Raw genomic sequence first — 23,163 nt, forward strand, 5'->3', positions numbered from 1 at the left:
ACCGCTATCGGGGGGAGGCGACAGGGAGGACATCAATGGCCAAGGCCCGCATCACGCGCGAAGACGCGCTGATTTTTCACCGAGAACCGACCCCCGGCAAATGGGAGGTGCAGGCCACCGTTCCGATGATGACCCAGCGCGACCTGTCGCTGGCCTATTCCCCCGGCGTGGCGGTGCCCTGCGAGGATATCCACGAGACCCCCGAGCTGGCCTACGATTACACCAACAAGGGCAACCTGGTGGCCGTGATCTCCAACGGCACGGCGGTGCTGGGGCTCGGCAACATCGGCGCCCTCGCGTCAAAGCCGGTGATGGAGGGCAAGTCCGTCCTGTTCAAACGGTTCGCCGACGTGAACTCCATCGACATCGAGCTGGCGACCGAGGACCCGCACGCCTTCTGCGAGGCGGTCAAGCTGATGGGGCCGACCTTCGGGGGCATCAACCTCGAGGATATCAAGGCGCCCGAATGTTTCATCATCGAGCAGCGTCTGAAGGAAGAGATGGATATCCCCGTCTTCCACGACGACCAGCACGGCACCGCCGTGATCTGTGCGGCCGGGCTGATGAACGCGCTGCACCTCTCGGGCAAGAAGATCGAGGACGTGCGCATCGTGCTGAACGGTGCGGGGGCGGCGGGGATCGCCTGTATCGAATTGCTGAAATCCATGGGGGCGCGGCACGACAATTGCATCGTCTGCGACACCAAGGGCGTGATCTACCAGGGCCGCACCGAGGGCATGAATCAGTGGAAATCGGCCCATGCCGTCGCCACCGACCTGCGCAGCCTCGAAGAGGCGATGGACGGCGCGGATGTCTTCCTCGGGGTCTCGGTCCGGGGCGCGGTCACGCCCGCGATGGTCGAAAGCATGGCCGACAACCCGGTCATTTTCGCCATGGCCAACCCCGACCCCGAGATCACGCCGGAAGAGGCCCATGCCGTGCGCGTCGATGCCATCGTCGCCACCGGCCGGTCGGATTATCCCAACCAGGTCAACAACGTGCTGGGCTTTCCCTATCTCTTCCGCGGGGCGCTCGACATCCACGCCCGGGCGATCAACGACGAGATGAAGCTCGCCTGCGCCGCCGCCCTCGCCGAGCTGGCACGCGAGGAGGTGCCCGACGAGGTGGCCGTCGCCTATGGTCGCAAGCTGACCTTCGGGCGCGATTACATCATCCCGACGCCGTTCGACCCGCGGCTGATCCACCGGATCCCGCCCGCCGTCGCCAAGGCCGGGATGAAGACCGGGGTGGCGCGCCGTCCGATCATCGACATGGAGGCCTACGAGACCGCGCTGAAAGGCCGGATGGACCCGACCGCCAGCATTCTGCGGGGCATCAACGACCGGGCCCGCGCGGCGCAGGCGACGATCCTGTTCTCCGAGGGGGACGATCCGCGCGTTTTGCGCGCCGCCGTCGCCTATCAGCGCAACGGCTTCGGTCGGGCGTTGGTCGTCGGCCGCGAGGCGGATGTGAAGGCCAAGCTAGAGGCCGAGGGGCTGGCCGATGCCGTGCGCGAGCTTGTCGTGGTGAACGCCGCCAACACCGAATACCTGGAGACCTACAAGGCGTTTCTCTATCACCGGCTGCAGCGCAAGGGTCACGACCAGCAGGACGTCCACCGCCTTGCCGCCCGGGATCGGCATGTGTTTTCGGCCCTGATGCTGGCCCATGGCCATGTGGACGGGATGGTGACGGGGGCGACGCGCAAGTCCGCCCATGTCCTCGAATCGATCAACCACGTATTCGACGCCGGGCCCCATGACGGGGCGGTCGGCGTCTCGGCCGTGATCGCGCGGGGGCGGATCGTGCTGATCGCCGACACTTTGGTGCATGAATGGCCGGACGAGAACGACCTGGCCGACATCGCCGAGCGCGGCGCCTCGGTGGCCCGCGCCCTGGGGCTGGAGCCGCGCGTGGCCTTCGTCAGCTTCTCGACATTCGGCTATCCGGTCTCGGAGCGGGCCGAAAAGATGCACCGGGCGCCGAAGGTGCTCGACGCGCGCGGGGTGGATTTCGAATACGAGGGCGAGATGGCCGTGGATGTGGCGCTGAACCCGCGCTCGGCCGAGGCCTATCCGTTCTCGCGGCTGACCGGGCCGGCGAACGTGCTGGTGGTGCCGGCGCGGCACTCGGCCTCGATCTCGGTCAAGCTGATGCAGGAGATGGGCGGCGCGACGGTCATCGGCCCGATCCTGGCCGGTGTGCACAAGCCGATCCAGATCTGCTCGACCGTGTCGACGGTGAACGATATCCTCAACATGGCCGTGATCGCGGCCTGCAACCTGGACTGACGCCATGGCTGTCTGGAACCTTGGGTCCATCAACGAGGACATCGTCTATTCCGTGCCCCATATCCCGGCGGCGGGAGAGACGCTCGCGGCGACAGACAAGCGGCACTATCTCGGCGGAAAAGGCACGAACATGTCCGTCGCGCTGGCCCGCGCCGGGGCACAGGTCAAACACATCGGGGCCGTTGGCGAGGACGGCGGCTGGATCCTGCTGAAGCTTGCGGAATACGGTGTCGACACGCGGTTCATCGGCAAGGTCGCCCACGGCACGGGTCACGCGATCATTACCGTCGACAGCCAGGGCGAGAACGCGATCACGCTCTGGCCCGGGGCGAATGCGGAGGTGCCGCTGGACATGGTGCAGCTTGCCCTGTCCGAGGCGCGGACGGGCGACTGGTTCGTCACCCAGAACGAGACCAACCTGCAGGAGGAATCGGCCCGCATCGCGCGCGACCTCGGCCTGCGGGTGGCCTATGCCGCCGCGCCGTTCGAGGCGGCCGCGGCCCGGGCCATGCTGCCAATGACCGACCTACTTGTCCTGAACGCGGTCGAGGCAGAGCAATTGCGGTCGGCAACCGGGCAGGGGCCGGCCGAACTGCCGGTAGAACATGTCATCGTGACGCTCGGGTCGAAAGGGTGCGACTGGGTTACCGCGCAGGACACCCACCATTTCGACGCGATCCCGGTGACGCCGGTGGATACGACCGGGGCGGGCGACACCTTCACCGGCTACGTGCTGGCCGGGCTTGACCGGGGCATGCCGATGGCCCAGGCGATCGGTCTGGCGACCCGGGCCGCCGCCCTCATGGTCACCCGGCACGGCACGTCGGACGTGATCCCGGATCTTGCAGAAGTGCAGGCCTTTCGACCCTGACCCGGCGCAACCGCGCTAGACCTGAGCGCGGATCCAGTCGGCAACGCGCTCTGGCGCTTCCTCGTGCATGAGGTGACCCAGCCCCTCCCATTCCGTGATCTCGCAATCCGGCAACCGACTGGCGGCCTTGCGGACCGAGGCGGGCAGCACCGCCCTGTCGTTCTGCCCCACGAGGAACCGGACCGGGGACGTGATACGCCCGAGCCGCGCCAGAAGCCCGTCGAGCGACCATTGCGACATCATCGTCAGGGTCGCGTCCACATGGGCCCTGTCGGTGGTCAGCCGATGGTAGAGGGCCTCGCCCTCGGGGTCGAGAATCGACCCTGTTCCGGCCAAAAGGCGCTTGACCGTCCGCCGGGACGAGGTCGCGGTGAAGATCGACGCGGACAGCGGGTTGAGCGCGAGGACCTTGGCCATGATCGGGAAAAGCCAACCCGCGACCCCGTCGAAGTTCATCAGCGCCGGGTTGATCCCGATCACCGGCACGGGTGTCGACAGGGCCATGCGCAGGGCGATCGCCGCCCCGGCGGAATGGCCGACGATCACGTCCGGCCGCAGATCCTCGGCCACGAGGAGCGCCGAGAGATCCTCGGCCATCGCGTCCAGCCCGCAGCGTTGCCGGGCACCCAGCGCGGACAGCCCCTGGCCCGGAAGGTCGATGGCCACGACCCTGTGCGTCTGCATCAACAAGGGAAAGACGCCGCGCCAGCTTTGTGTCGCCCCGCCGGCGCCATGAACAAGCAGGATGGTACCACCGGAGCCGGCCTCCTGCACATGCCAGCGGTGGGGGCGGCACAGCACTTGCCGCGAATACCGGGTCAGCGGCCAGGTCTCCGCATCCTGCGGCCAGCGCATGGTCAGTCGCCAAGCGCGGCAGAGACGGCGGCAGAGAGCCTTTCGGCATTGGCGCGGGGCAGCGCCAGATACCGCGCACCCATCACGTCGGCGAGCGTCGCAAGGCTCCGTTCCGGCCGGTTTCCGCAATCCAGAACCAGCCCCTCGATCCTCGAAGCCCGCGCGATCCGGGCGATCTTCTCGGCATCGGCGGCGGCCTGCTTGCGGTCGGCAGAGCCGTCCAGCGCGATATTCGCCCGCCCGTCCGTCAGCACGCAGATCGTCGGCGACATGCCCCGGCGGCGGGCGGCCTCGGCTTCGGCCATGGCGGTTTGCAGGCCCGCGGCAAGCGGGGTGCCGCCGCCGCCCGGCAGTTCCGCCAGCCGGCGCTTGGTCTGGACCAGAGAGCGGGTGGGCGGCAACAGGACCTCGGACGCGGTGCCGCGAAAGGCGATGAGAGAGACATAGTCCCGCCGCGCATAGGCCTCGCCCAGCAGCAGCTCGATCGCCCCCTTCGCCTCGGCCAGCCGGGCGAGCGCGGCGGAGCCCGACGCATCGACGGCAAAGATCAGCACCCGGTCGGAGCGGTCCTCGTAGCGTTTCAGCCGGATGTCGGAGGCGCGGATGTGCAGCCCGTCGCGCACCGCGGCGGTCTCGGCCCGCATCCGCTGCCAGGGGGCGGCGGTGCGCAGGGTGCCGACCAGGTCGACCCGGGCGCCGTTGCCCGGCCGGCCGGGGCGCGAGGGCAGGGGCCGGCCGCGCCGGTTGCCCTTCTGGACCGCGCCGGCGCCCGATCCCCTGGCCCCGCGCAGGGCCCTTGCCTGAAGCTGGTCGAGCAGATCAGGCGGTAACAGAGCCGAAACAGCCTCCAGCAGAAGCTCCTGCGGGATCTCGAGCGAGTCCTGGTCCGGCGTCTCTTCGGCGCCGTCGCCGTCGTCGGGCGGGGGCGGCTCGGGGCTTTCGGTCTCGGTGTCCTCGTCCCGCTCGGGGATGCGGGTGGCGCGGTGTGCCAGGACCATCGCGCAGGCGACCTCGACATCGGCGGCGGCCAGGGGCGCGTCGCGCAGGGCCGCATGGGCACGGGCGGCGCGGATCGCGAACATCGGCGCGCGCAGACCGTCGACACCGAAGGCGACGGCAAGTTCGGCGGTCTGCCGATGCAGGTCCAGCGTGACCATGGTCTGCGCCAGCCGGGCCCGCGCCTCGGCCAGGTCGGGGGCGTCCAGCGGGGCGCGGGTCTCGGCAAGGGTCGCGCCCTCCAGGTCCACGCGAAAGGCCACGCGGTCGGCGAGGGTGGGAGAGCAGGCCTCGTCCGGCTCCGCCCCTTCGTCGAGCGCGATCAGCATGTGTCCCGCCTCACGGTCCATGCAGCCGGCCAGCCGTGCGGCGAGGCCGGGGGGGCAGCGTTCGGCCATGCTCAGAAGCAGTGTCGAGGGGGTCGTCAACAGACCCTGTTCCTGCACGATCGTGCCCGCGGCGAGGGTCGCGGCCAGGTCGAGCCCGCCATAAAGCGCCTCGTCGCTGACCTGCGGATGCAGCCGGGTGAGGGGCAGGGGCAGGCGCGACAGGCGCCCGACGACGGCGTCCCGCACGAAGCCCGAGCGCGCCCGCAGGACAAGTCCGCCCAGCCCCGGGTCGATGGCGACCAGGTCCAGCGCCAGGGCCGCGTGGAACAGGGGCGAGGCGAAATCAGGCAAAGACTTCTTCCACGACGCGCTCCACCCGGGTGCCGCTTCCGGCCTCGTCCAGCGGATCGCGCCGCAGCCTGTGGCGCAGCGCCATGGCGGCCACGTCGCGCACGTGTTTCCGGGTCAGCGCGGTATCGTCGCGCCAGGCGGCATAGGCCCGCGCGGCCTTCAGCAACGTCAACTCACCGCGCAGCCCGTCGGCCCCGAGCGCCACGCAGAGCGTCGCCACATCGGTCAGGGTCTCGTCGGGCGTGTCCAGCTTCTTCAGCGCCTTGCGTCCGGTCAGAATACGCTCGCGGATCGCGGCGTCCTCGGCCTGCCATCGCAGCATGAAGGCGGCATGGTCCCGGTCATAGGCGTCGCGCCGCTTGAGCACTTCGACCCGGCTTTCGATATCGGGCGGAGAGCCGACTTCGACCGACAGGCCGAACCGGTCCAGAAGCTGCGGCCGCAGTTCGCCTTCTTCGGGGTTGCCCGAGCCGACCAGAACGAACCGCGCGGCGTGGCGGATCGAGAGGCCCTCGCGCTCCACGACGTTCTCGCCGGACTGGGCCACGTCAAGCAGCAGGTCGACGATGTGATCCTCCAGCAGGTTGACCTCGTCGATATAGAGATAGCCTCGGTTCGCCTTGGCCAGCAGACCGGGCTGAAACGCCTTTTCACCCCGGGTCAGGGCCGCCTCGATATCCAACGCGCCGGTCACCCGGTCTTCGGTCACCCCGAGTGGCAAATCGACCACCGGCGTGGGGGCTTCGCTGACGGTTTTCGTCTCTAACACGGCCCAATCGGGCACGTCCTCCGGCCGCTCGGCGTTCACCGGGCAGCCCTCGACCCGCAGGATCGGCGGCAGCAGGGCGGCGAGCGCACGCACGGCAGTGGATTTGCCGGTGCCGCGATCGCCGAAGACCAGGACGCCGCCGATGGACGGGTCGATCGCCGTCAGGATCAGGGACAGTTTCATGTCGTCCTGGCCAACGATGGCCGAGAAGGGGAAAGGCGCTTTCATGCGGCCTCCTTCTTTTCCGTGAGGGGAGAGACCCCGCCCCAGGTGCCGGCATCGCCGACGACCCGGAACCGGGCGTATAATTCTTCGCGAAACCAGTTGCCGTCGCGCACGGCGCGGATCGCGTCGGCATGGGGTCCGCGGCGGGCAAAGCGGGCCATCGCCTCGGCGTCGGGCCAGATCGAGAAGGTGACCTGCTGGAACCAGGGGACCTCGCCCACGCCGATCTTGAACATGACCTCGGGGTCGGCGCCGATCACCTTGCTGATCCCCGGGGTCCGCGCCCAGAAACGCAGCGCGGTGCGCGGCCGAATCGTCGCCCGGGTCAGCGCGGCGATGGGGCCGGTGCCGGTGGGGCTGGCCTCGGCAAAGGGGGTCACGCCGGACCAGTGGCCGCGCACCGACATGGTCGAAAGATACGCCGTCCAGTCCTCGGAGGCGCGCGCCCGCCAGCGGGCAAAGACCGGCGCGTCGCGGGTCTGTTCCTCGGCGGTCTCGCGGTCCGGCCAAGTGGCGAGGATGCCCCAGACGGCGGTGTTGGGCAGCGGCGTGAAGCCTTCGCCCACGCCCGAGCCGACCAGCTTCCAGAAGCCGATACCCGGTGTCCGCGCCATGGCCCGCCGCGCCAGGCCCATCTGGGTGAACACCCACGCCCGGTCGCGGATCCGGTCAAATCGAAACAGGCTGAGGGTCACGCAGGGCTGCATGGATGGGGACTCGCGCAATGTGTCAACTAATTCTGACAGAATGGCCGCGCCTTGCAAAGGGAGTATTGTCAGGTTGACACTTCGGGCCTACTGTCCACCCATGTTGACACATTTCCCCGATTCAGATGCCATCGTGATTGGCGCCGGTCTTGGCGGCCTGGCTTCGGCCATGCGCCTCGGCGCCAAGGGCTACCAGGTGACCGTTCTGGACAAGCTCGATCGCGCCGGCGGGCGCGGCTCCTCCATCACCAGGGACGGGCATCGTTTCGACCTTGGCCCGACCATCGTGACATTCCCCGAGCTGCTGGAGGATCTGTGGCGGGCCTGCGGACGGGATTTCCACAAGGACGTGGACCTGCGCCCGCTCGATCCGTTCTACGAAATCCGCTGGCCGGACGGATCCCGCTTTACCGCCTGTGGCGATACCGACCGGATGCTGGCAGAGGTGGCACGGCTGTCGCCGGGCGATGTGAAGGGCTACAAGAAGTTCCTCAAGGGCTCGAAAGACCGCTATGAAGTCGGGTTCGAGCGTCTGGGCCGCATTTCGATGCACAAGCTGATCGAGACCGTGAAGGTCCTGCCCGCCTTCGCGCGGCTGCGGGCCGACAGGTCGATCCTCGCGCACGCGCGGTCCTGCGTGAAGGACGAACGCCTGCGCATGGCGCTCAGCTTTCATCCGCTGTTCATCGGCGGCGACCCGATGCACGTGACCTCGATCTATGCGCTGGTCAGCCACCTCGAAAAAGAGTTCGGCGTGCATTACGCCATCGGCGGGGTCCAGGCGATTGCCGATGCCATGGTCCGCGTGATCGAAGGGCAGGGCGGCCGCGTGCACCTTGGGGTCGAAGTCGACGAGATCCTGGTGGAACAGAGCCACGCCAAGGGGGTCCGCCTTGCCGATGGCGAGACACTGGCGGCGCCGCTTGTCGTCAGCAATGCCGACGCCGGGCACACCTATTCCCGCCTGCTGCGCAACCATGCGAAACGGCGCTGGACCGATCGCAAGCTGGACCGCAGCCGCTGGTCCATGGGCCTGTTCGTCTGGTATTTCGGCACCGAAGGCACGCGCGACAAATGGCTGGACGTCGGCCACCACACCATCATCAACGGCCCGCGCTACGAGGGGCTGCTGTCCGACATCTTCCTGCGCGGCAAGCTTTCGCAGGACATGAGCCTTTATCTGCATCGCCCCACGGTCACCGAACCGGGGGCGGCGCCCGAAGGGGGTGACACGTTCTACGCCCTGTCGCCGGTGCCGCATCTGGGCTGGGACAATGCCGTGAACTGGGACGAGATGCACGAGACCTATCGCCAGCAGGTCGCCCGCGTCCTGGACCAGCACATGCCGGGGTTCGAGCAGCACCTCACCGCGAGTCACATCCTCACCCCGTCGGATTTCGAGAGCCGCTATCTTTCTCCTCACGGCTGCGGATTCTCGATCGAGCCGCGGATCCTGCAATCCGCCTGGTTCCGCCCCCACAATGTCAGCGAAGAGGCCAAGGGCCTGTTCCTCGCCGGCGCGGGCACCCATCCGGGCGCCGGCCTGCCGGGCGTCATCGCCTCGGCCGAGGTTCTGGCCGGGATGGTCCCGCCAATCGCTACCAAAGACAACAGGATGGCAGCCGAATGATCGCTGAAACAGACCTTGAGCACTGCCGCAACGCGATCCGGACCGGGTCCCTGTCGTTCTACGCCGCCTCGCGGGTTCTGCCCGCGCGGGTCCGCGACCCGGCGCTCGCGCTATACGCCTTCTGCCGGCTGGCGGACGATCTGGTCGACGAGGGCAGCGAGAAGGTCGGCGCCGTGCTCAGCCTGCACGAGCGTCTGGACCTCGCCTATGCCGGCCGTCCCCGCAACGCTCCCGCGGACCGGGCCTTTGCCGCGATCGTCGAGGATTTCGAGATGCCCCGCGCCCTGCCCGACGCCCTTCTGGAGGGTCTGGCCTGGGACGCGCGCGGCGACCGCTATGCCACGTTGAGCCAGGTCAGGGACTATTCCGCTCGGGTCGCCTCGGCCGTGGGGGCGATGATGTGCGTGTTGATGCGGGTGCGCGACGCCGATGCGCTGGCCCGCGCCTGCGACCTTGGCGTGGCGATGCAGCTGACGAACATCGCCCGCGACGTGGGCGAGGATGCCCGCGCCGGGCGGCTCTACCTGCCGACCGACTGGTTCGCCGAGGCGCGGCTCGACCCCGAATGCTTCCTGCGCGAGCCTTTGCCCCTGGACGAGGTGCGCCGCATGGTCTCGCGCCTGCTGTCCGAGGCGCGGCGCCTCTATATCCGGTCGGAGCCCGGGATCGCCGCGCTGCCGCTGGACGCGCGGACGGGGATCTGGTCCGCCCGGCTGATCTATGGTGCGATCGGCACCGAGGTGCGCCGCGCCGGCTGCGATTCCGTCTCGCACCGGGCCCACACCGGCACCTTGCAGAAAGCCTGGCTCATGGGGCGCGCCGGTGTCCGCAGCGTCACCTCCTCCGTGCTGCCGAAACAGGCCGTTCTTCATGCGCCGCCCCTGGCAGAGACCGCCTTTCTGGTCGAGGCCACGCGCCGCGCGGACCGTGTCCCGCACCGCGCGGCCGCGTTGCTTTCGGTGATCGCGGATCTTAATTCTCACGATGCCTCTGGAACTCGGAGCATCGGCGCCTAAGTAAAGCCGATGGATTGGGTTCTCTTCTTCTTGTTTCTCGCCGCCTGCTTCAGTGCTGGCGTGACCGGAGCCCTGTTTCCGACGGACCCGTGGTATACTGCCCTGCGCAAACCCTCCTGGGTGCCGCCGAACTGGGCGTTTCCCGTGGTCTGGACATCGCTATACTTCCTGATGGCCTTCGCAGCCGCCCGCGTCGCCCCGATGGAGGGCAGCGAATACGCCGTCGCCTTCTGGGCCGTGCAGATCGCGCTGAACGCGGTCTGGACGCCTGTGTTCTTCGGGCTGCGGCGGCTCAAGGGATCGTTGCCGATCATGGCCGCGCTCTGGCTGGCGGTCGCGGGCACCACGATCACCCATTGGCAGCTTGACTGGATCGCGGGCCTGGCCCTCGCGCCCTACCTTGTCTGGGTGACGATCGCCGCGGGGCTCAACGTTGCCATGTGGCGGCTGAACCCCGACCAGGCACCGCTGGAACCGGCCAAGCTTTAGCCTACTTGCGCCGGCGCGGGACCCGCACCGCCAGCATCGGCTTTAGCAGTGGCGACCGGAAGCGGTTCAGATCCAGCGCCTCGTGGACCCCGGTAACCTCTTCGCCAAACAGTCGCGTCGTGACCGCCGAGCGGGAATAGAACGGCGCATCCAGCATGTTCAGAGCCTGTTTCGGCGTGAAGCCCGCATCCGCCCGCGTCTCGCGCCGCACGGCCCAGAGCGAACGGCGGAACCGCACGCGCGGCGGCGCCTCTATGGTGGCGGCCGAGCCGTCCGCGCCGAAGCGGAACGCCGCGCCCAGCCGGGTGCCATCGCGTCGGTCGGCGTCGTAGACACAGGTCGCGCCGTCCTTCGCCGGAAAGCGTCCCCAGGTCCAATAGCTGAAATCCGCCTCCAGCGCGCGGGTGCCGAAGTTCGAATCGAAATAGCCGTGGCCGCTCCATTGCTGGCCGCGCCCCTCCAGATCGACCTTGATGCGCGAGACCGGGGCGAAGGGCCGCCAGACATGGGCGCCGTCCTCGGTCAGCGGCAGCTCGACCGAGGTCAGCGCCTCGGGCTCCACCACGATCTGGCCGCGCAGCCGTCCGACATTGGGCAGGCCGCCCCATTCGTCGACGTCGATCACCAGCTTGTCGCCGGTCCAGCTCATGGCCGAGGGCCCGATCTCCAGCCGGTCAGGGGTCGTGTGCAGCGCGGCGCGTCCGCGTTCGGTCATCGCAAAGCGTCCGCCAGGGCCGTAGGTGACGACGTTCAGGCAGACGTGGTTCGCGGGGTCGCGCCGTCCGGACCAGGCGTACCAGGGCGAGAATACCGATCCGATGAACCCGATGATGGAGACAGCGCGCTGTCCGTCGTCCGAGAGTCCGTCGACATACCACCAGGCATATCCGTCGCCGGGGACGTCAAGGTGGAACCAAGGTCTGTCCTGATCGCCTCGGCCGCGTGCTTGCCGGAGAGCGCCGCCATCGGCACCCCCGCCCCCGGGTGCGCCCCGCCCCCGCACAGGTAGAGGCCCGGAAGCGGCGTCCGCGCCCTGGGCCGTTTCAGACCCGCCGTCAGACCCTGCGGGGATCGGCCGTAGAGGGATCCTTGGCTGGCCGGAAAGAGCGCGTCGAACTCCCGCGGGATCGTCAGCGCCTCTGGCATGGGCCGCGGATCCGGACGCAGGCCGAAAGTATCGAGCCGGTCGAAAATCAGTGTCTGACATAGGGCTTTTTCCTTTTCCGCGCTGTCGGGCCGGTCCGAGAGGGGGGGTGCGTTGCGAATGATCTCGACCCGCTCGGGGCCCTGCACCGGCCCGCGCAGGCGATCCTGCGCACAGATATAGAGCGTCGCGTCGTCCGGCACGTCGCCCTTTTCGAGCGCCGCGAACTCGGCAATCGGGTCATGGCCGAAGAACACGTTGTGATAGGCCATCTCGGGGCCGCGAAATTCGGCGGCGAAGGCATAGACATGGGCGGAGAGGGAGCGCGGCTCGATCCCCCCGGTGCCGACGGCATTGGCCGCCGCAGGGCCGAGCAGACCGGTGGCCAGCGCCCGGGGATCGCCGTTGAACAGGATCGCGTCGGCGGTGTGGCGGGCGTCTTCTGTCTCCACCGCGACGGCGCGGCCCGATTGCCGGACGATCCGCGTGGCACGGGTGTCGTAGTGAAAGACCGCGCCTTTCTGGCGGGCGAGCGCCTCGATCGCGCGGGCAAGGGCCGCCATGCCACCGCGCACTGCCCAGACCCCCTGGGCCTCGGCTTCCCAGATCAGCGAGAGCAGGGCCGGGGTCCGCGCCGGCGTGCCGCCGACATAGGTGGCGTAGCGGGCGAAGAGTTGGGCCAGTTTCGGCTCTGAAAACCGGGTGCGCAGGTGCGAGGCGAGGCTGCGCAGCGGCGCCATGTCCGCGATCAGCCGGGGCTGCCGCAGGACCTGTGCCACCAGCGCGGTCTGCGCCGGGTCCGCCGCCTGCATCATCGGGGCGTCGAAGGCCGCGAACAGGCGCCGCGCCCGGGCCGAGAAGGCCGCGAATTCCGCCGCCGCCGTGGAGCCGAAGACCTCGCCCACGGCGGCCTCGTTGCGGGCCTCGTCGCAGAAGAGGTCGAGCGTGGTGCCGTCGTCCCAGAAGTGCCGCGCCAGCAGGTCGAGCCGGTCGAGGGTCACGTGATCGGCCAGGGCGCTGCCCACCTCGGTGAAGAGGGCCTCGAACACCGGGCGCAGGGTCAAGACGGTCGGGCCGGCATCGACCGGCCCCGCGACCGAGGGCAGGGTGCGCATCTTGCCGCCCGGGCCGGCCGCGGCCTCCAGAAGGGTGACGTCGTGGCCCCGGTGCGCCAGCCGGAGCGCAGCCGACAGCCCGCCGATCCCGGCGCCGATGATCACCACCTTCTTTTTGACCGCTGTCATGCGTCCTCCGTTTCGGAATTGTTGACTCGACGGCGCAATATGTCCAGTCTGATTGACACATTGCATGTCGTTCTGAGTTTACAGAGCGACGATGAGGGGACTTCCATGGCATTATCCACCCGGATCGAGACGGCAATAGGGCAGGCTGTGGCCGTCGGGCGGGCTGGGGGGCCGGCTCGGCTGTCGGCCGCGCTCGACTATGCGGTGCAGCCCGGCGGGGCGCGGATTCGGCCGACGATCCTGTTGTCGGTCGCGCAGGCTTGCGGCGACGACCGGCCCGCCGTGTCGGATGCCGCGGCCGCCGCTCTGGAGCTGATCCATTGCGCGAGCCTCGTGCATGACGACCTACCCTGTTTCGACGATGCCGAGATGCGCCGGGGCAAACCGGCCTTGCACAAGGCCTTTTCGCAACCGCTTGCCGTGCTGGCCGGCGACAGCCTGATCGTGCTCGCCTTCGAGGTGATCGCGGCGGCCGCCGCCGATGCGCCAGACCGGGCCGTGGCACTGACCCGTCATCTGGCCCGGCGCACCGGGATGCCGGGCGGCATCTGCGCGGGGCAGGGCTGGGAGAGCGAGGCCGAGATCGACCTGCGGGCCTATCACCGGGCCAAGACGGGGGGGCTGTTCATGGCGGCGACGCAGATGGGTGCGATCGCGGCGGGCCAGGATCCCGAGCCCTGGGAAGAACTTGGCGACCGGATCGGCGAGGCCTTTCAGGTCGCCGACGATCTGCGCGACGCGATCTGCACTGCCGAGGATCTGGGCAAGCCGGTGGGTCAGGATGACTTGCACGGCAGGCCCAGCGCAGTCGCCGAACTTGGTCTCGACGGGGCCGTTCGGCGGCTGGACGACATCCTCGCGGGGGCCATCGCGTCTATTCCGTCCTGCCCCGGGGAGGCGGAACTGGCCGGGATGGTTCGTGCCTATGCAGGCAGGATCCTGCCCGAGGCCGTGCGGGAGATGGTGCCCGGTGAGTGACAGAACAGACGTAGGCGGGGGCGCTGCCCCCGTCGCCCCATGGGCGACTCCCCCGGGATATTCCGAAGGCAATGAAGGGGCTGGCTGGCTTCAGAGACTGGCCGGGTCGCGGCGGTTTCAGAGCCTTGCCATGCGGATACCACTGGTGCGCCGGCTTGTGCGGCGCGAGGGTGAGGCGATGTTCGACCTGGTCGCCGGGTTCTGCCACGCGCAGATCTTGATGGGGCTGGTCGACCTCGGCGTGTTTGCGCGGTTGGAGCGCGGCCCCGTTCCGCTGGCGGCGCTTGCCGCGGAGACGTCGGTTCCCGAGGTGCGGATGGCGGTGCTGGTCCGGGCCGGCGCGGCTCTGGGTCTGTTGTCGGAGCGGTTTGGCCGGGTGCGCCTGACGGCGCGGGGCGCGGCGTTGGCAGCGGTGCCCGGATTGCCGGGCATGATCGCCCATCACCGGATCCTGTATCGCGATCTGTCGGACCCCGCGGCGTTCTTCCGTGACGAGGTGGAGACGGAGCTGGCCGGGTTCTGGCCCTATGTCTTCGGTGCCGGCGCGGCGTCGGATCCCGGGCAGGCCGCGGCCTATTCCCGGTTGATGGCGGACAGCCAGTTGCTGGTGGCGGAGGACACGCTGGCGCTGGCCAACCTGTCGAATGCGCGTCACCTGATGGATGTGGGCGGCGGGACAGGGGCCTTTCTGGCGGCGGTGGCCGCGCGCCACCCGGCGCTGCGACTCACCTTGTTCGATCTTCCGGCCGTGGCGCCCGAAGCGGCGACTCGGCTCGGACCCCGGGCGGAGATTCGGTCCGGCTCGTTCCGTGACGATCCGCTGCCGTGCGGGGCCGATACGATTTCTCTGGTGCGTGTCCTCTATGACCATGACGACACGACCGTGCGGGCCCTGCTGGCCGCCGCCCATGCCGCGCTGCCGGCCGGCGGGCGGCTGATCGTGAGCGAACCGATGTCCGGGTCCCGCGCCGGAGACGCCTATTTCGCCCTGTATTGTATGGCCATGCGCACCGGTCGGGTGCGCCGCGCCCGAGAGATCGGCGCGCTGATGCGCGAGGCGGGGTTTCAGACCGACGGCAAGGGACGGAGCCGGCGGCCTTTTGTCACCAGCGTCGTCACCGGTGTCAGGAAAAGTTGACACCAGATGTGTTGCGACACATTGACATATAAGACTGTCAGCTTAAACTGACACCGAACAGCAAGGGTCCGAACGGGCCGAACGGGACAGGGGGGAACCACGTCATGCACACAAGCGCCGTCATTCTCGAAGCGCCCGAAACGCTTGGCCTGGGACAGCTGGATCTCGTATCGCCCGAAGCTTCGGACATCGTGGTCGAGATCAGCCATTCGGGAATCTCGACCGGGACTGAAAAACTCTTCTGGTCCGGGAAGATGCCGCCGTTTCCGGGCATGGGTTATCCGCTTGTTCCGGGGTACGAGGCCGCCGGCGAAGTCGTCGAGGCCGGGGCCGATACCGGCTTTCGTGTCGGCCAGCGCGTCTTCGTTCCGGGTGCGAATTGCTTTGAAGGGGCCCATGGCCTGTTCGGCGGCGCGGCCGGGACGCTGGTCAGCAAGGCGACCCGGGCGGTGCGAATCGACGCCGGGCTGCAGGCCGAAGGCGCGTTGCTTGCCCTGGCCGCGACAGCGCGCCATGCCATGGCCGGCCCTGACAGGGCGGTTCCGGAGCTGATCATCGGTCACGGTGTCCTCGGGCGCCTGCTGGCCCGCCTGACGATTGCCGCCGGGGCGCCCGCGCCCACGGTGTGGGAAGTGAACCCCGACCGGATGACCGGGGCCGTGGGGTATGACGTGATCAGCCCCGACGACGATTCGCGCCGCGACTATGCCGCGATCTACGACGCTTCCGGGCGGGGCGATCTGCTCAACGATTGGATCGGGCGCATTGCCCGGGGTGGCGAGGTCGTGCTGGCCGGGTTCTATTCCGAGCCACTGTCCTTTGCATTCCCGCCCGCCTTCATGAAGGAGGCGCGGCTGCGGATCGCCGCCGAATGGACCCCCGACGACCTGACCGCGACGCGGGCCCTGGTCGAAAGCGGCGCACTGTCGCTGGGCGGTCTCATCACACACCACAGCCGGCCCGAAGATGCCGCCGATGCGTATCGCACGGCCTTCTCGGATGCGGGCTGTCTCAAAATGATACTCGATTGGAAAGGTGCAGCATGAAAGACGAAGTCCCCAACCTGAAGGACTACGACGCGCGGCTCAAGGACGAGGCGAACGAGGCCTCTCTGGAGGTCCCGCAGGGCGAGCCCACGTCGAAGACCCAGATCATCGCGATCTACGGCAAGGGCGGCATCGGCAAGTCGTTCACGCTGGCCAACCTCAGCCACATGATGGCCGAGCAGGGCAAGCGCGTGCTGCTGATCGGCTGCGACCCGAAATCCGATACGACCTCCCTGCTGTTCGGCGGCAAGGCGTGCCCGACGATCATCGAGACCTCGAGCAAGAAGAAGCTTGCGGGCGAAGAGGTGAAGATCGGCGATGTCTGCTTCAAGAGGGGCGGTGTCTTTGCCATGGAGCTGGGCGGGCCGGAGGTTGGCCGCGGTTGCGGCGGGCGTGGCATCATCCACGGCTTCGAGTTGCTGGAGAAGCTGGGCTTTCACGACTGGGACTTCGACTACGTCCTGCTCGATTTCCTGGGCGACGTGGTCTGCGGCGGGTTCGGCCTGCCGATCGCACGGGACATGGCGCAGAAGGTGATCTTGGTCGCGTCCAACGACCTGCAGTCGCTCTACGTCGCCAACAACGTCTGCTCGGCGGTGGAATATTTCCGCAAGCTGGGCGGCAATGTCGGGGTCGCGGGCCTGGTAGTGAACAAGGACGACCATTCGGGCGAGGCACAGGCCTTTGCCGAGGCGGTCGGCATCCCGATCCTCGCCTCGATCCCGCAGGACGACGATTTGCGCAAGAAATCGGCGAACTACCAGATCGTCGGCACCGGGGCCTCGCCCTGGGGGGCGCTCTTTGCCGAGCTGGGGATGAACGTGGGCGAGGCTGCGCCGCAGCGGCCCACCGCGCTGAAACAGGACGAGCTTCTGGCGCTGTTCGACGGGTCCGAGACCGGGGCGGGCTATACCCTGGTGCCCGCCACCGACGAGGACATGCGCGGCTCCAATGCCGAGGCCAAGGTTTCGCTCGAGGTCATCTACGATGACGCGTGAAGGGTTCGAAGTCGGCTATGACGACAGCGGCGAGGTCGCCGTGATCCGCAGCGAGGCGCCGGCCGAGGCCGCCGCTCCCGTCGCGCCTGAGGACGGTCTTGGCTGTCATTCCGGGTCCGAGATGGAAAAGGCCGCCGACATGGCCGCGCCCGACCTGATGGCCAAGCTGCGCGCGGATTACCCAACGGGCCCGCATGACAAGCCGCAATCCATGTGCCCGGCGTTCGGATCGCTCCGCGTGGGTCTGCGGATGAAGCGGGTGGCGACGGTGCTGTCCGGCTCTGCCTGTTGCGTCTACGGGCTGACCTTCGTGTCGCATTTCTACGGGGCGCGCCGGTCGGTCGGCTACGTGCCGTTCAATTCCGAGACGCTGGTGACCGGCAAGCTGTTCGAGGACATCCGCGAGGCGGTGCACGACCTGGCCGATCCCGACCGCTATGACGCGGTGGTGGTGACGAACCTCTGCGTGCCGACGGCCTCGGGCGTGCCGCTGCGGCTGTTGCCCGACGAGATCAACGGGGTGCGGATCATCGGCATCGACGTGCCGGGGTTCGGCATTCCGACCCATGCCGAGGCGAAGGACGTGCTCGCCGGAGCGATGCTGAAATATGCCCGCGAAGAGGCGATGGCCGGCCCGGTGCCGCGCCCTGTCTCGAAGACCGACGACCGCCCGACCGTGACCCTGCTGGGCGAGATGTTTCCGGCGGATCCGATGATGATCGGCGCGATGCTGGCCCCGCTGGGCCTTGCCGCCGGTCCGGTTGTTCCGACCCGCGAGTGGCGCGAGCTTTATGCCGCGCTCGATTGCGGGGCGGTGGCTGCGATCCATCCGTTCTATACCGCCTCTGTGAGGGAATTTCAGACGGCGGGCCGGCCGATCATCGGGTCCGCCCCGGTGGGCCATGACGGCACGGCCGACTGGCTGGCCGCGATCGGCGAGGCCTTCGGGCTATCCGCCGATGTCGTCGGCGCCGCGCAGAATGCGTTCCTGCCCGCGATCAAGGCCGCACTTGCCGCCAAGCCGATCAACGGGCGGATCACGCTGTCGGGCTACGAGGGCTCTGAATTGCTGGTCGCACGGCTGCTGATCGAGAGCGGCGCGGATGTGCCTTACGTGGGCACCGCCTGCCCAAAGACGCCCTGGTCCGCGGCCGATGCCGAATGGCTCGCCGCGAAGGGCGTGACGGTGAAGTATCGCGCCTCGCTGGAGGATGACCTCGCGGCGATGGAGAATTTCCGGCCCGACCTGGCGATCGGCACGACGCCGGTGGTGCAGAAGGCCAAGGAGATGGCGCTTCCGGGGCTGTATTTCACCAACCTGATTTCGGCGCGGCCGCTGATGGGGCCGGCCGGGGCAGGGTCCCTGGCGGAGGTCGTCAACGCTGCCATCGCGGGCAAGGCCCGGATGGACAGCATGAAGGCGTTCTTCGACGGCGTGGGCCATGGCGATACCGCCGGTGTCTGGGAAGGGTCGCCGAACCTGCGCCCCGATTTCCGGGCCCAGCACCAGAAGAAGCTGGACAAGCAGGCGCGCGCCAAGGCTGCGGAGCAGATGATATGATCGTGGGTTCCGCCATGTTGAGCCGCCCGGGGCGCTGCCCCGGACCCCGGAGTTTTCCGGCCAAGATGAAGCTGGGGAGGGTTTTCCCATGCTAGTTCAGGACCACGACCGCGCGGGCGGATACTGGGGCGCGATCTATGCATTCTGTGCCGTCAAGGGATTGCAGGTGGTGATCGACGGCCCCGTGGGCTGCGAGAACCTGCCGGTCACATCCGTGCTGCATTACACCGACGGCCTTCCGCCGCACGAATTGCCCATCGTGGTGACCGGGCTGGGCGAGGACGAGCTGGGCCGGGACGGGACCGAAGGGGCGATGAAGCGGGCGTGGAACACGCTCGATCCGGCGCTGCCCGCGGTGGTCGTCACAGGCTCTATCGCCGAGATGATCGGTGGCGGCGTGACGCCCATGGGCACGAACATCCAGAGGTTCCTGCCGCGGACCATCGATGAGGACCAGTGGGAGAGCGCGGATCGCGCGATGACCTGGATCTTTACCGAGTTCGGCATGACCAAGGGCCGGATGCCGCCCGAGAAGAAGCGCGACGAGGGCGCGGCGCCCCGCGTCAACATCCTCGGTCCGATGTATGGCACGTTCAACATGCCGTCCGACCTGGCCGAGATCCGTCGCCTGGTCGAGGGGATCGGCGCCGAGGTCAACATGGTCATGCCGCTGGGCGCCCATCTGGCCGAGATGCGCAACCTGGTGAATGCGGATGTGAACATCAGCATGTATCGCGAATTCGGCCGGGGTCTCTGCGAGGTTCTGGGCAAGCCCTACCTGCAGGCGCCGTTCGGCCTCGACAGCACCACGAAGTTCCTGCGCAAGCTGGGTGAGCTGACGGGCCTCGACCCCGAGCCCTTCATCGAGCGCGAGAAGCATTCGACGCTGAAGCCGGTCTGGGATCTCTGGCGCTCTGTCACCCAGGATTTCTATGCGACGGCGTCCTTCGCCATCGTCGCCAACGAGACCTATGCCCGGGGCATCCGGAACTACCTTGAGAACGACCTCGGGTTCCCCTGTGCCTTTGCCGTCGCGCGCTGTCGCGGCGCCAAGACGAACAACGAGGAAGTGCGCGCCCTGATGGGCGAAAAGCGCCCGCTGATCGTCATGGGCTCGATCAACGAGAAGATGTATCTCGCCGAACTCAAGGCCGGGCACGGACCCGCGCCCGCGTTCATCCCGGCGAGCTTTCCGGGCGCCGCCATCCGGCGGCACACGGGCACGCCGTTCATGGGCTATGCCGGGGCGACGTATGTTCTGCAGGAAGTGTGCAACGGGCTGTTCGATGCGCTGTTCCACATCCTGCCCCTGGGCTCTGTCATGGATGCGGGGGGCGACGCCACGCTCACCCCCCTGCGCCGCGATTTCCCCTGGGATGCCGATGCGCAGGCGAAGCTGGACGAGATCGTATCCAGCCATCCGATCCTGACACGTATTTCCGCCGCCAAGACATTGAGGGACGCTGCCGAGCAGGCCGCCCTCGACCAGGGCGCGGAGAGGGTGGTCCTTCAGACCGTCCAAGCACTCGAAACGAGCAAGGGAGGCTCCTCAAGATGACGGACTTCACAACCGACGCACCGGTCGTCCGACAGCGGAGCACCAACGCGCCCCGCCGCGAATATTACGCCTATTTCGCCGTGATCTTTCTGGCCACGCTGCCGCTTGCCCTGCTGACCTGGGCATTGACGGCGCTGCGCCACGGACACCTGCCCGAGAAGGGCCCGATCAAGCGGGCCTGGTCGCAGGCACGGATCATCACGCCGCACATCTTCAGCGCGTGACACCAGTTTGCTCGGGATAGCCTGCGCGGCGTCCCGATCAAGATCTGCCATCCCTCAGGGGTGGCGGAACCAGGGCAGGGGATGAGCCCCTGTCGTAACCCGGCCGCGGGGGTCGCGCGGTGTCAGTACTTATTTCCGGAGGAAATACCATGGCTGACAATACTGACCTGTCCTTCACAGGTCTGACTGACGAGCAGGCGCAGGAGCTGCACTCGGTGTATATGAGCGGGTTTTCGATCTTTGCGATCGTCGCCGTCATCGCTCATATCCTGACGTACATCAAACTGCCCTGGTTCTCGTGGTAAGAGAGAGGAACTGAAAAATGTCACAGTTCTACAAGATCTGGATGATCTGGGATCCCCGCCGCGTTTTCGTGGCTCAGGGCGTGTTCCTCTTTTTGCTGGCGGTGATGATTCACCTCGTGCTGCTCAGCAATCCCCAAACGAACTGGCTCACTCTGGCGTTCTCGCCCGAGATGGCCGCAGCCGAGTAACTTCGGCCGTTTGGCATCATAGCCCGTGGGCGGAGGTCTTCGCCTCTGCCCACGGCAACCCGAACCAAGATCCGCGGCACCCGTCGGCCCTTCGCAAGGCTGCCCGTGCCCTGCAAGGAGTTTGAAGATGGCTCAGCTCAGCTTCGAAAGAAAGTACCGCGTCCAGGGTGGGACGTTGGTCGGCGGAGATCTGTTCGACTTCTGGGTTGGCCCCTTCTATGTGGGCTTCTTCGGAGTGACGACATTCTTTTTCGCTGCCCTCGGCACTGCCCTGATATTCTACGGAGCAGCCATGGAAGGGGTGTGGAACCCCTGGCTGATCTCTATCGACCCGCCCTCGCTCGATGTCGGGCTGGGGGCTGCCCCGCTGGCCGAAGGCGGGATCTGGCAGATCGTCACGATCTGCGCCATCGGCGCCTTCGTCAGTTGGATGATGCGCGAGGTGGAAATCTGCCGGAAGCTCGGGATCGGTTACCATGTCCCGTTCGCCTTCGGTGTCGCGATCCTCGCCTATGTGACGCTTGTCGTCATCCGGCCGGTGTTGCTGGGCGCCTGGGGACACGGTTTCCCCTATGGTATCTTCAGCCACCTCGACTGGGTGAACAACGTTGGCTACGCCTACGGCAACTTCCACTACAATCCCGCCCACATGATCGCGATCACGTTCTTCTTCACGACGTGCTTTGCGCTCGCGCTCCATGGGTCCCTGGTCCTGTCGGCCGTGAACCCGGAGAAGGGCGAGAAGATCAAGACCCCCGATCACGAGGATACCTACTTCCGCGATCTGATCGGCTATTCCATCGGGCCTCTCGGCATCCACCGCCTCGGTCTCTTCCTGGCGCTGAACGCCGGCCTCTGGAGCGCGATCTGCATCGTGATCTCCGGGACCGTCTGGTTCGGGCTCTGGGTCGACTGGTGGTACTGGTACGTCGATCTGCCCTGGTGGGTAAATCTCGAAGGAGGCGTCAATGGCTGAGTATCAGAACATCTTCACCCAGGTTCAGGTCGCTGGACCCCCAGAAATGGGGGTCGACGACACCGGGATGGACCTGAACGCCGGACGCTACGGCAAGCCTGGCATCTCACGCCTCTTCGGCCTCTTCGGCAACGCCCAGCTCGGCCCGATCTACCTCGGCCCCTGGGGTGTCATCAGCCTCGCGACCGGCACGATGTGGTTCTTCATCATCGGCTTGTCGTACTGGTCCCAGGCCGGCTTCCACCCCGGCGTGTTCATGCGCGACCTGTTCTGGTTCTCGCTTGATCCGCCGCCGGCGGAATACGGGCTCGGCATCCCGCCGCTGGGGGAGGGGCTGGGCTGGCTGATCGCTTCGTTCTTCTTCCTGATCGCGATCGTCACCTGGTGGGTGCGAACCTACCAGCGGGCCGCGGACCTGAAGATGGGCAAGCACGTCGCATGGGCTTTCGCCTCGGCCATCTGGCTGGTCATGGTGCTCGGGCTGTTCCGCCCGATCCTCATGGGCAGCTGGTCCGAAGCGGTTCCCTACGGCATCTTCAGCCACCTCGACTGGACCAACCTGTTCTCCATCACCTACGGCAACCTGTTCTACAATCCGTTCCACGCGCTCTCGATCGCCTTCCTCTACGGGTCGGCCCTCCTGTTCGCGATGCACGGGGCGACGATCCTCGCCGTCAGCCGCTTCGGCGGCGAGCGCGAGATCGAACAGATCGTGGACCGTGGAACCGCCTCCGAGCGCGCCGCGCTCTTCTGGAGGTGGACCATGGGCTTCAACGCCACGATGGAAGGCATCCACCGCTGGGCCTGGTGGTTCGCGGTCCTGACCACGCTCACGGGCGGCATCGGGATCCTGCTCACCGGCACGGTTGTCGACAACTGGTACGTCTGGGCCCAGGTCCACGGCTACGCACCGCAGTAAGGGAGAGAAACGATGTCCAACAACGACGACATGCTCGAACTCGGTCGCAAAGGCCAACTCTCGGCCAACGTGACCTACCTGATGCTCAAGGGTGCGGGCTATGCCCTGGCTTTCGTCCTTGCCATCTGGCTCGTGATCGCCGTGATCGCCTTCATCGGGCGGCAATTGCCCGAAGACAGCCGGTTCACGCCAGATCCCACGCCGACGTCATTCCTCGTCATCGAGGACGTGCCGTTCGCCTGACACCGGGACAGGGCGCGGGGGAAACTTCGCTCGCGCCCTTCGCCGTCGGACCGCCGCCCCGGCAGTGGTTCGTCACTACGGGGTTTCCCGTCTTTCCCACGGGGGGCTCCAG

Annotated in this window: 23 protein-coding genes; 17 read left to right on the forward strand and 6 right to left on the reverse strand. The window is 67.6% G+C overall.

The features are described 5' to 3' along the window. The first annotated feature begins 35 nt into the window (after positions 1-35). Entirely contained in the window at positions 36-2,291 is a 2,256-nt protein-coding gene (locus ROA7023_RS05315; RefSeq protein WP_085877982.1) for an NADP-dependent malic enzyme, read from the forward strand. A gap of 4 nt (positions 2,292-2,295) precedes the next feature. Then, positions 2,296-3,162, forward strand: coding sequence for a ribokinase (locus tag ROA7023_RS05320; RefSeq protein WP_085877983.1), 867 nt, complete (start codon positions 2,296-2,298; stop codon positions 3,160-3,162). A gap of 15 nt (positions 3,163-3,177) precedes the next feature. Here the strand turns inward: ROA7023_RS05320 and bchO are convergent, their stop codons facing one another. From bchO to crtA, 4 genes are read right to left on the reverse strand one after another with little or no spacing between them, the layout of a single operon-like run. After that, positions 3,178-4,017, reverse strand: coding sequence for an alpha/beta fold hydrolase BchO (bchO, locus tag ROA7023_RS05325; RefSeq protein WP_085877984.1), 840 nt, complete (start codon positions 4,015-4,017; stop codon positions 3,178-3,180). Positions 4,018-4,019: 2 nt separating this feature from the next. Next, positions 4,020-5,693 carry a magnesium chelatase subunit D gene (locus ROA7023_RS05330; protein WP_234992042.1) on the reverse strand — a complete coding sequence of 558 codons (1,674 nt, stop codon included), beginning with the start codon at positions 5,691-5,693 and terminating at the stop codon, positions 4,020-4,022. Then, positions 5,686-6,690 carry a magnesium chelatase ATPase subunit I gene (bchI, locus tag ROA7023_RS05335; RefSeq protein ID WP_085877985.1) on the reverse strand — a complete coding sequence of 335 codons (1,005 nt, stop codon included), beginning with the start codon at positions 6,688-6,690 and terminating at the stop codon, positions 5,686-5,688. The genes ROA7023_RS05330 and bchI overlap by 8 nt, the downstream gene beginning before the upstream one ends. Continuing rightward, positions 6,687-7,394 (reverse strand): spheroidene monooxygenase, encoded by a 708-nt coding sequence (crtA, locus tag ROA7023_RS05340; RefSeq protein WP_085877986.1) that lies wholly within the window; start codon positions 7,392-7,394, stop codon positions 6,687-6,689. Before crtA ends, bchI begins: the two co-directional genes overlap by 4 nt. A gap of 100 nt (positions 7,395-7,494) precedes the next feature. Between crtA and ROA7023_RS05345 the strand changes: the two genes are divergently transcribed. From ROA7023_RS05345 to tspO, 3 genes are read left to right on the forward strand one after another with little or no spacing between them, the layout of a single operon-like run. Next, positions 7,495-9,024: a phytoene desaturase gene (locus ROA7023_RS05345; protein WP_085877987.1), complete on the forward strand. Its 1,530-nt coding sequence runs from the start codon at positions 7,495-7,497 to the stop codon at positions 9,022-9,024. After that, positions 9,021-10,040, forward strand: coding sequence for a 15-cis-phytoene synthase (gene crtB / locus ROA7023_RS05350; protein ID WP_085877988.1), 1,020 nt, complete (start codon positions 9,021-9,023; stop codon positions 10,038-10,040). Before ROA7023_RS05345 ends, crtB begins: the two co-directional genes overlap by 4 nt. A gap of 9 nt (positions 10,041-10,049) precedes the next feature. Further along, the gene (gene tspO, locus ROA7023_RS05355; RefSeq protein ID WP_085877989.1) at positions 10,050-10,529 is read left to right on the forward strand and encodes a tryptophan-rich sensory protein TspO; all 480 of its coding nucleotides are present in this window, start codon (positions 10,050-10,052) and stop codon (positions 10,527-10,529) included. A gap of 1 nt (position 10,530) precedes the next feature. Here the strand turns inward: tspO and crtC are convergent, their stop codons facing one another. Both crtC and crtD read right to left on the reverse strand, forming a co-directional pair. Further along, positions 10,531-11,361, reverse strand: a complete 831-nt coding sequence (crtC, locus tag ROA7023_RS05360) for a carotenoid 1,2-hydratase (protein ID WP_085878156.1) — start codon at positions 11,359-11,361, stop codon at positions 10,531-10,533. Then, on the reverse strand, positions 11,280-12,917 hold the full coding sequence (gene crtD / locus ROA7023_RS05365; protein ID WP_085877990.1) for a 1-hydroxycarotenoid 3,4-desaturase CrtD: 1,638 nt from the start codon (positions 12,915-12,917) through the stop codon (positions 11,280-11,282). Before crtD ends, crtC begins: the two co-directional genes overlap by 82 nt. Positions 12,918-13,022: 105 nt before the next feature. Here crtD and ROA7023_RS05370 point away from each other — a divergent pair, with 105 nt between their 5' ends. From ROA7023_RS05370 to pufX, 12 genes are all read left to right on the forward strand, one after another. After that, positions 13,023-13,895: a polyprenyl synthetase family protein gene (locus tag ROA7023_RS05370; protein ID WP_085877991.1), complete on the forward strand. Its 873-nt coding sequence runs from the start codon at positions 13,023-13,025 to the stop codon at positions 13,893-13,895. A gap of 130 nt (positions 13,896-14,025) precedes the next feature. Beyond that, complete coding sequence (locus ROA7023_RS05375; RefSeq protein ID WP_234992043.1) at positions 14,026-15,033, forward strand: methyltransferase; 1,008 nt, start codon at positions 14,026-14,028, stop codon at positions 15,031-15,033. Positions 15,034-15,137: 104 nt separating this feature from the next. Further along, positions 15,138-16,079, forward strand: coding sequence for a chlorophyll synthesis pathway protein BchC (gene bchC / locus ROA7023_RS05380; protein ID WP_085877993.1), 942 nt, complete (start codon positions 15,138-15,140; stop codon positions 16,077-16,079). Then, positions 16,076-17,077: a chlorophyllide a reductase iron protein subunit X gene (locus ROA7023_RS05385; RefSeq protein ID WP_085877994.1), complete on the forward strand. Its 1,002-nt coding sequence runs from the start codon at positions 16,076-16,078 to the stop codon at positions 17,075-17,077. The genes bchC and ROA7023_RS05385 overlap by 4 nt, the downstream gene beginning before the upstream one ends. After that, positions 17,067-18,638: a chlorophyllide a reductase subunit Y gene (gene bchY / locus ROA7023_RS05390; RefSeq protein ID WP_085877995.1), complete on the forward strand. Its 1,572-nt coding sequence runs from the start codon at positions 17,067-17,069 to the stop codon at positions 18,636-18,638. The genes ROA7023_RS05385 and bchY overlap by 11 nt, the downstream gene beginning before the upstream one ends. Positions 18,639-18,726: 88 nt before the next feature. After that, entirely contained in the window at positions 18,727-20,196 is a 1,470-nt protein-coding gene (gene bchZ / locus ROA7023_RS05395) for a chlorophyllide a reductase subunit Z (protein WP_085877996.1), read from the forward strand. Continuing rightward, positions 20,193-20,420 carry a cytochrome PufQ gene (gene pufQ / locus ROA7023_RS05400; RefSeq protein WP_085877997.1) on the forward strand — a complete coding sequence of 76 codons (228 nt, stop codon included), beginning with the start codon at positions 20,193-20,195 and terminating at the stop codon, positions 20,418-20,420. The genes bchZ and pufQ overlap by 4 nt, the downstream gene beginning before the upstream one ends. A 149-nt stretch (positions 20,421-20,569) precedes the next feature. Beyond that, positions 20,570-20,725, forward strand: coding sequence for a light-harvesting antenna LH1, beta subunit (gene pufB / locus ROA7023_RS05405; RefSeq protein WP_085877998.1), 156 nt, complete (start codon positions 20,570-20,572; stop codon positions 20,723-20,725). 17 nt (positions 20,726-20,742) lie between these two features. Beyond that, the gene (pufA, locus tag ROA7023_RS05410; RefSeq protein WP_085877999.1) at positions 20,743-20,913 is read left to right on the forward strand and encodes a light-harvesting antenna LH1, alpha subunit; all 171 of its coding nucleotides are present in this window, start codon (positions 20,743-20,745) and stop codon (positions 20,911-20,913) included. 127 nt (positions 20,914-21,040) lie between these two features. Continuing rightward, the gene (gene pufL, locus ROA7023_RS05415) at positions 21,041-21,889 is read left to right on the forward strand and encodes a photosynthetic reaction center subunit L (RefSeq protein ID WP_085878000.1); all 849 of its coding nucleotides are present in this window, start codon (positions 21,041-21,043) and stop codon (positions 21,887-21,889) included. Next, positions 21,882-22,808, forward strand: coding sequence for a photosynthetic reaction center subunit M (pufM, locus tag ROA7023_RS05420; RefSeq protein WP_085878001.1), 927 nt, complete (start codon positions 21,882-21,884; stop codon positions 22,806-22,808). Before pufL ends, pufM begins: the two co-directional genes overlap by 8 nt. Positions 22,809-22,820: 12 nt before the next feature. Continuing rightward, positions 22,821-23,051 carry an RC-LH1 core complex protein PufX gene (gene pufX, locus ROA7023_RS05425; protein WP_085878002.1) on the forward strand — a complete coding sequence of 77 codons (231 nt, stop codon included), beginning with the start codon at positions 22,821-22,823 and terminating at the stop codon, positions 23,049-23,051. Positions 23,052-23,163: the final 112 nt, after the last annotated feature.

It is taken from the genome of Roseisalinus antarcticus (assembly GCF_900172355.1).
Lineage (GTDB): Bacteria > Pseudomonadota > Alphaproteobacteria > Rhodobacterales > Rhodobacteraceae > Oceanicola > Oceanicola antarcticus_A.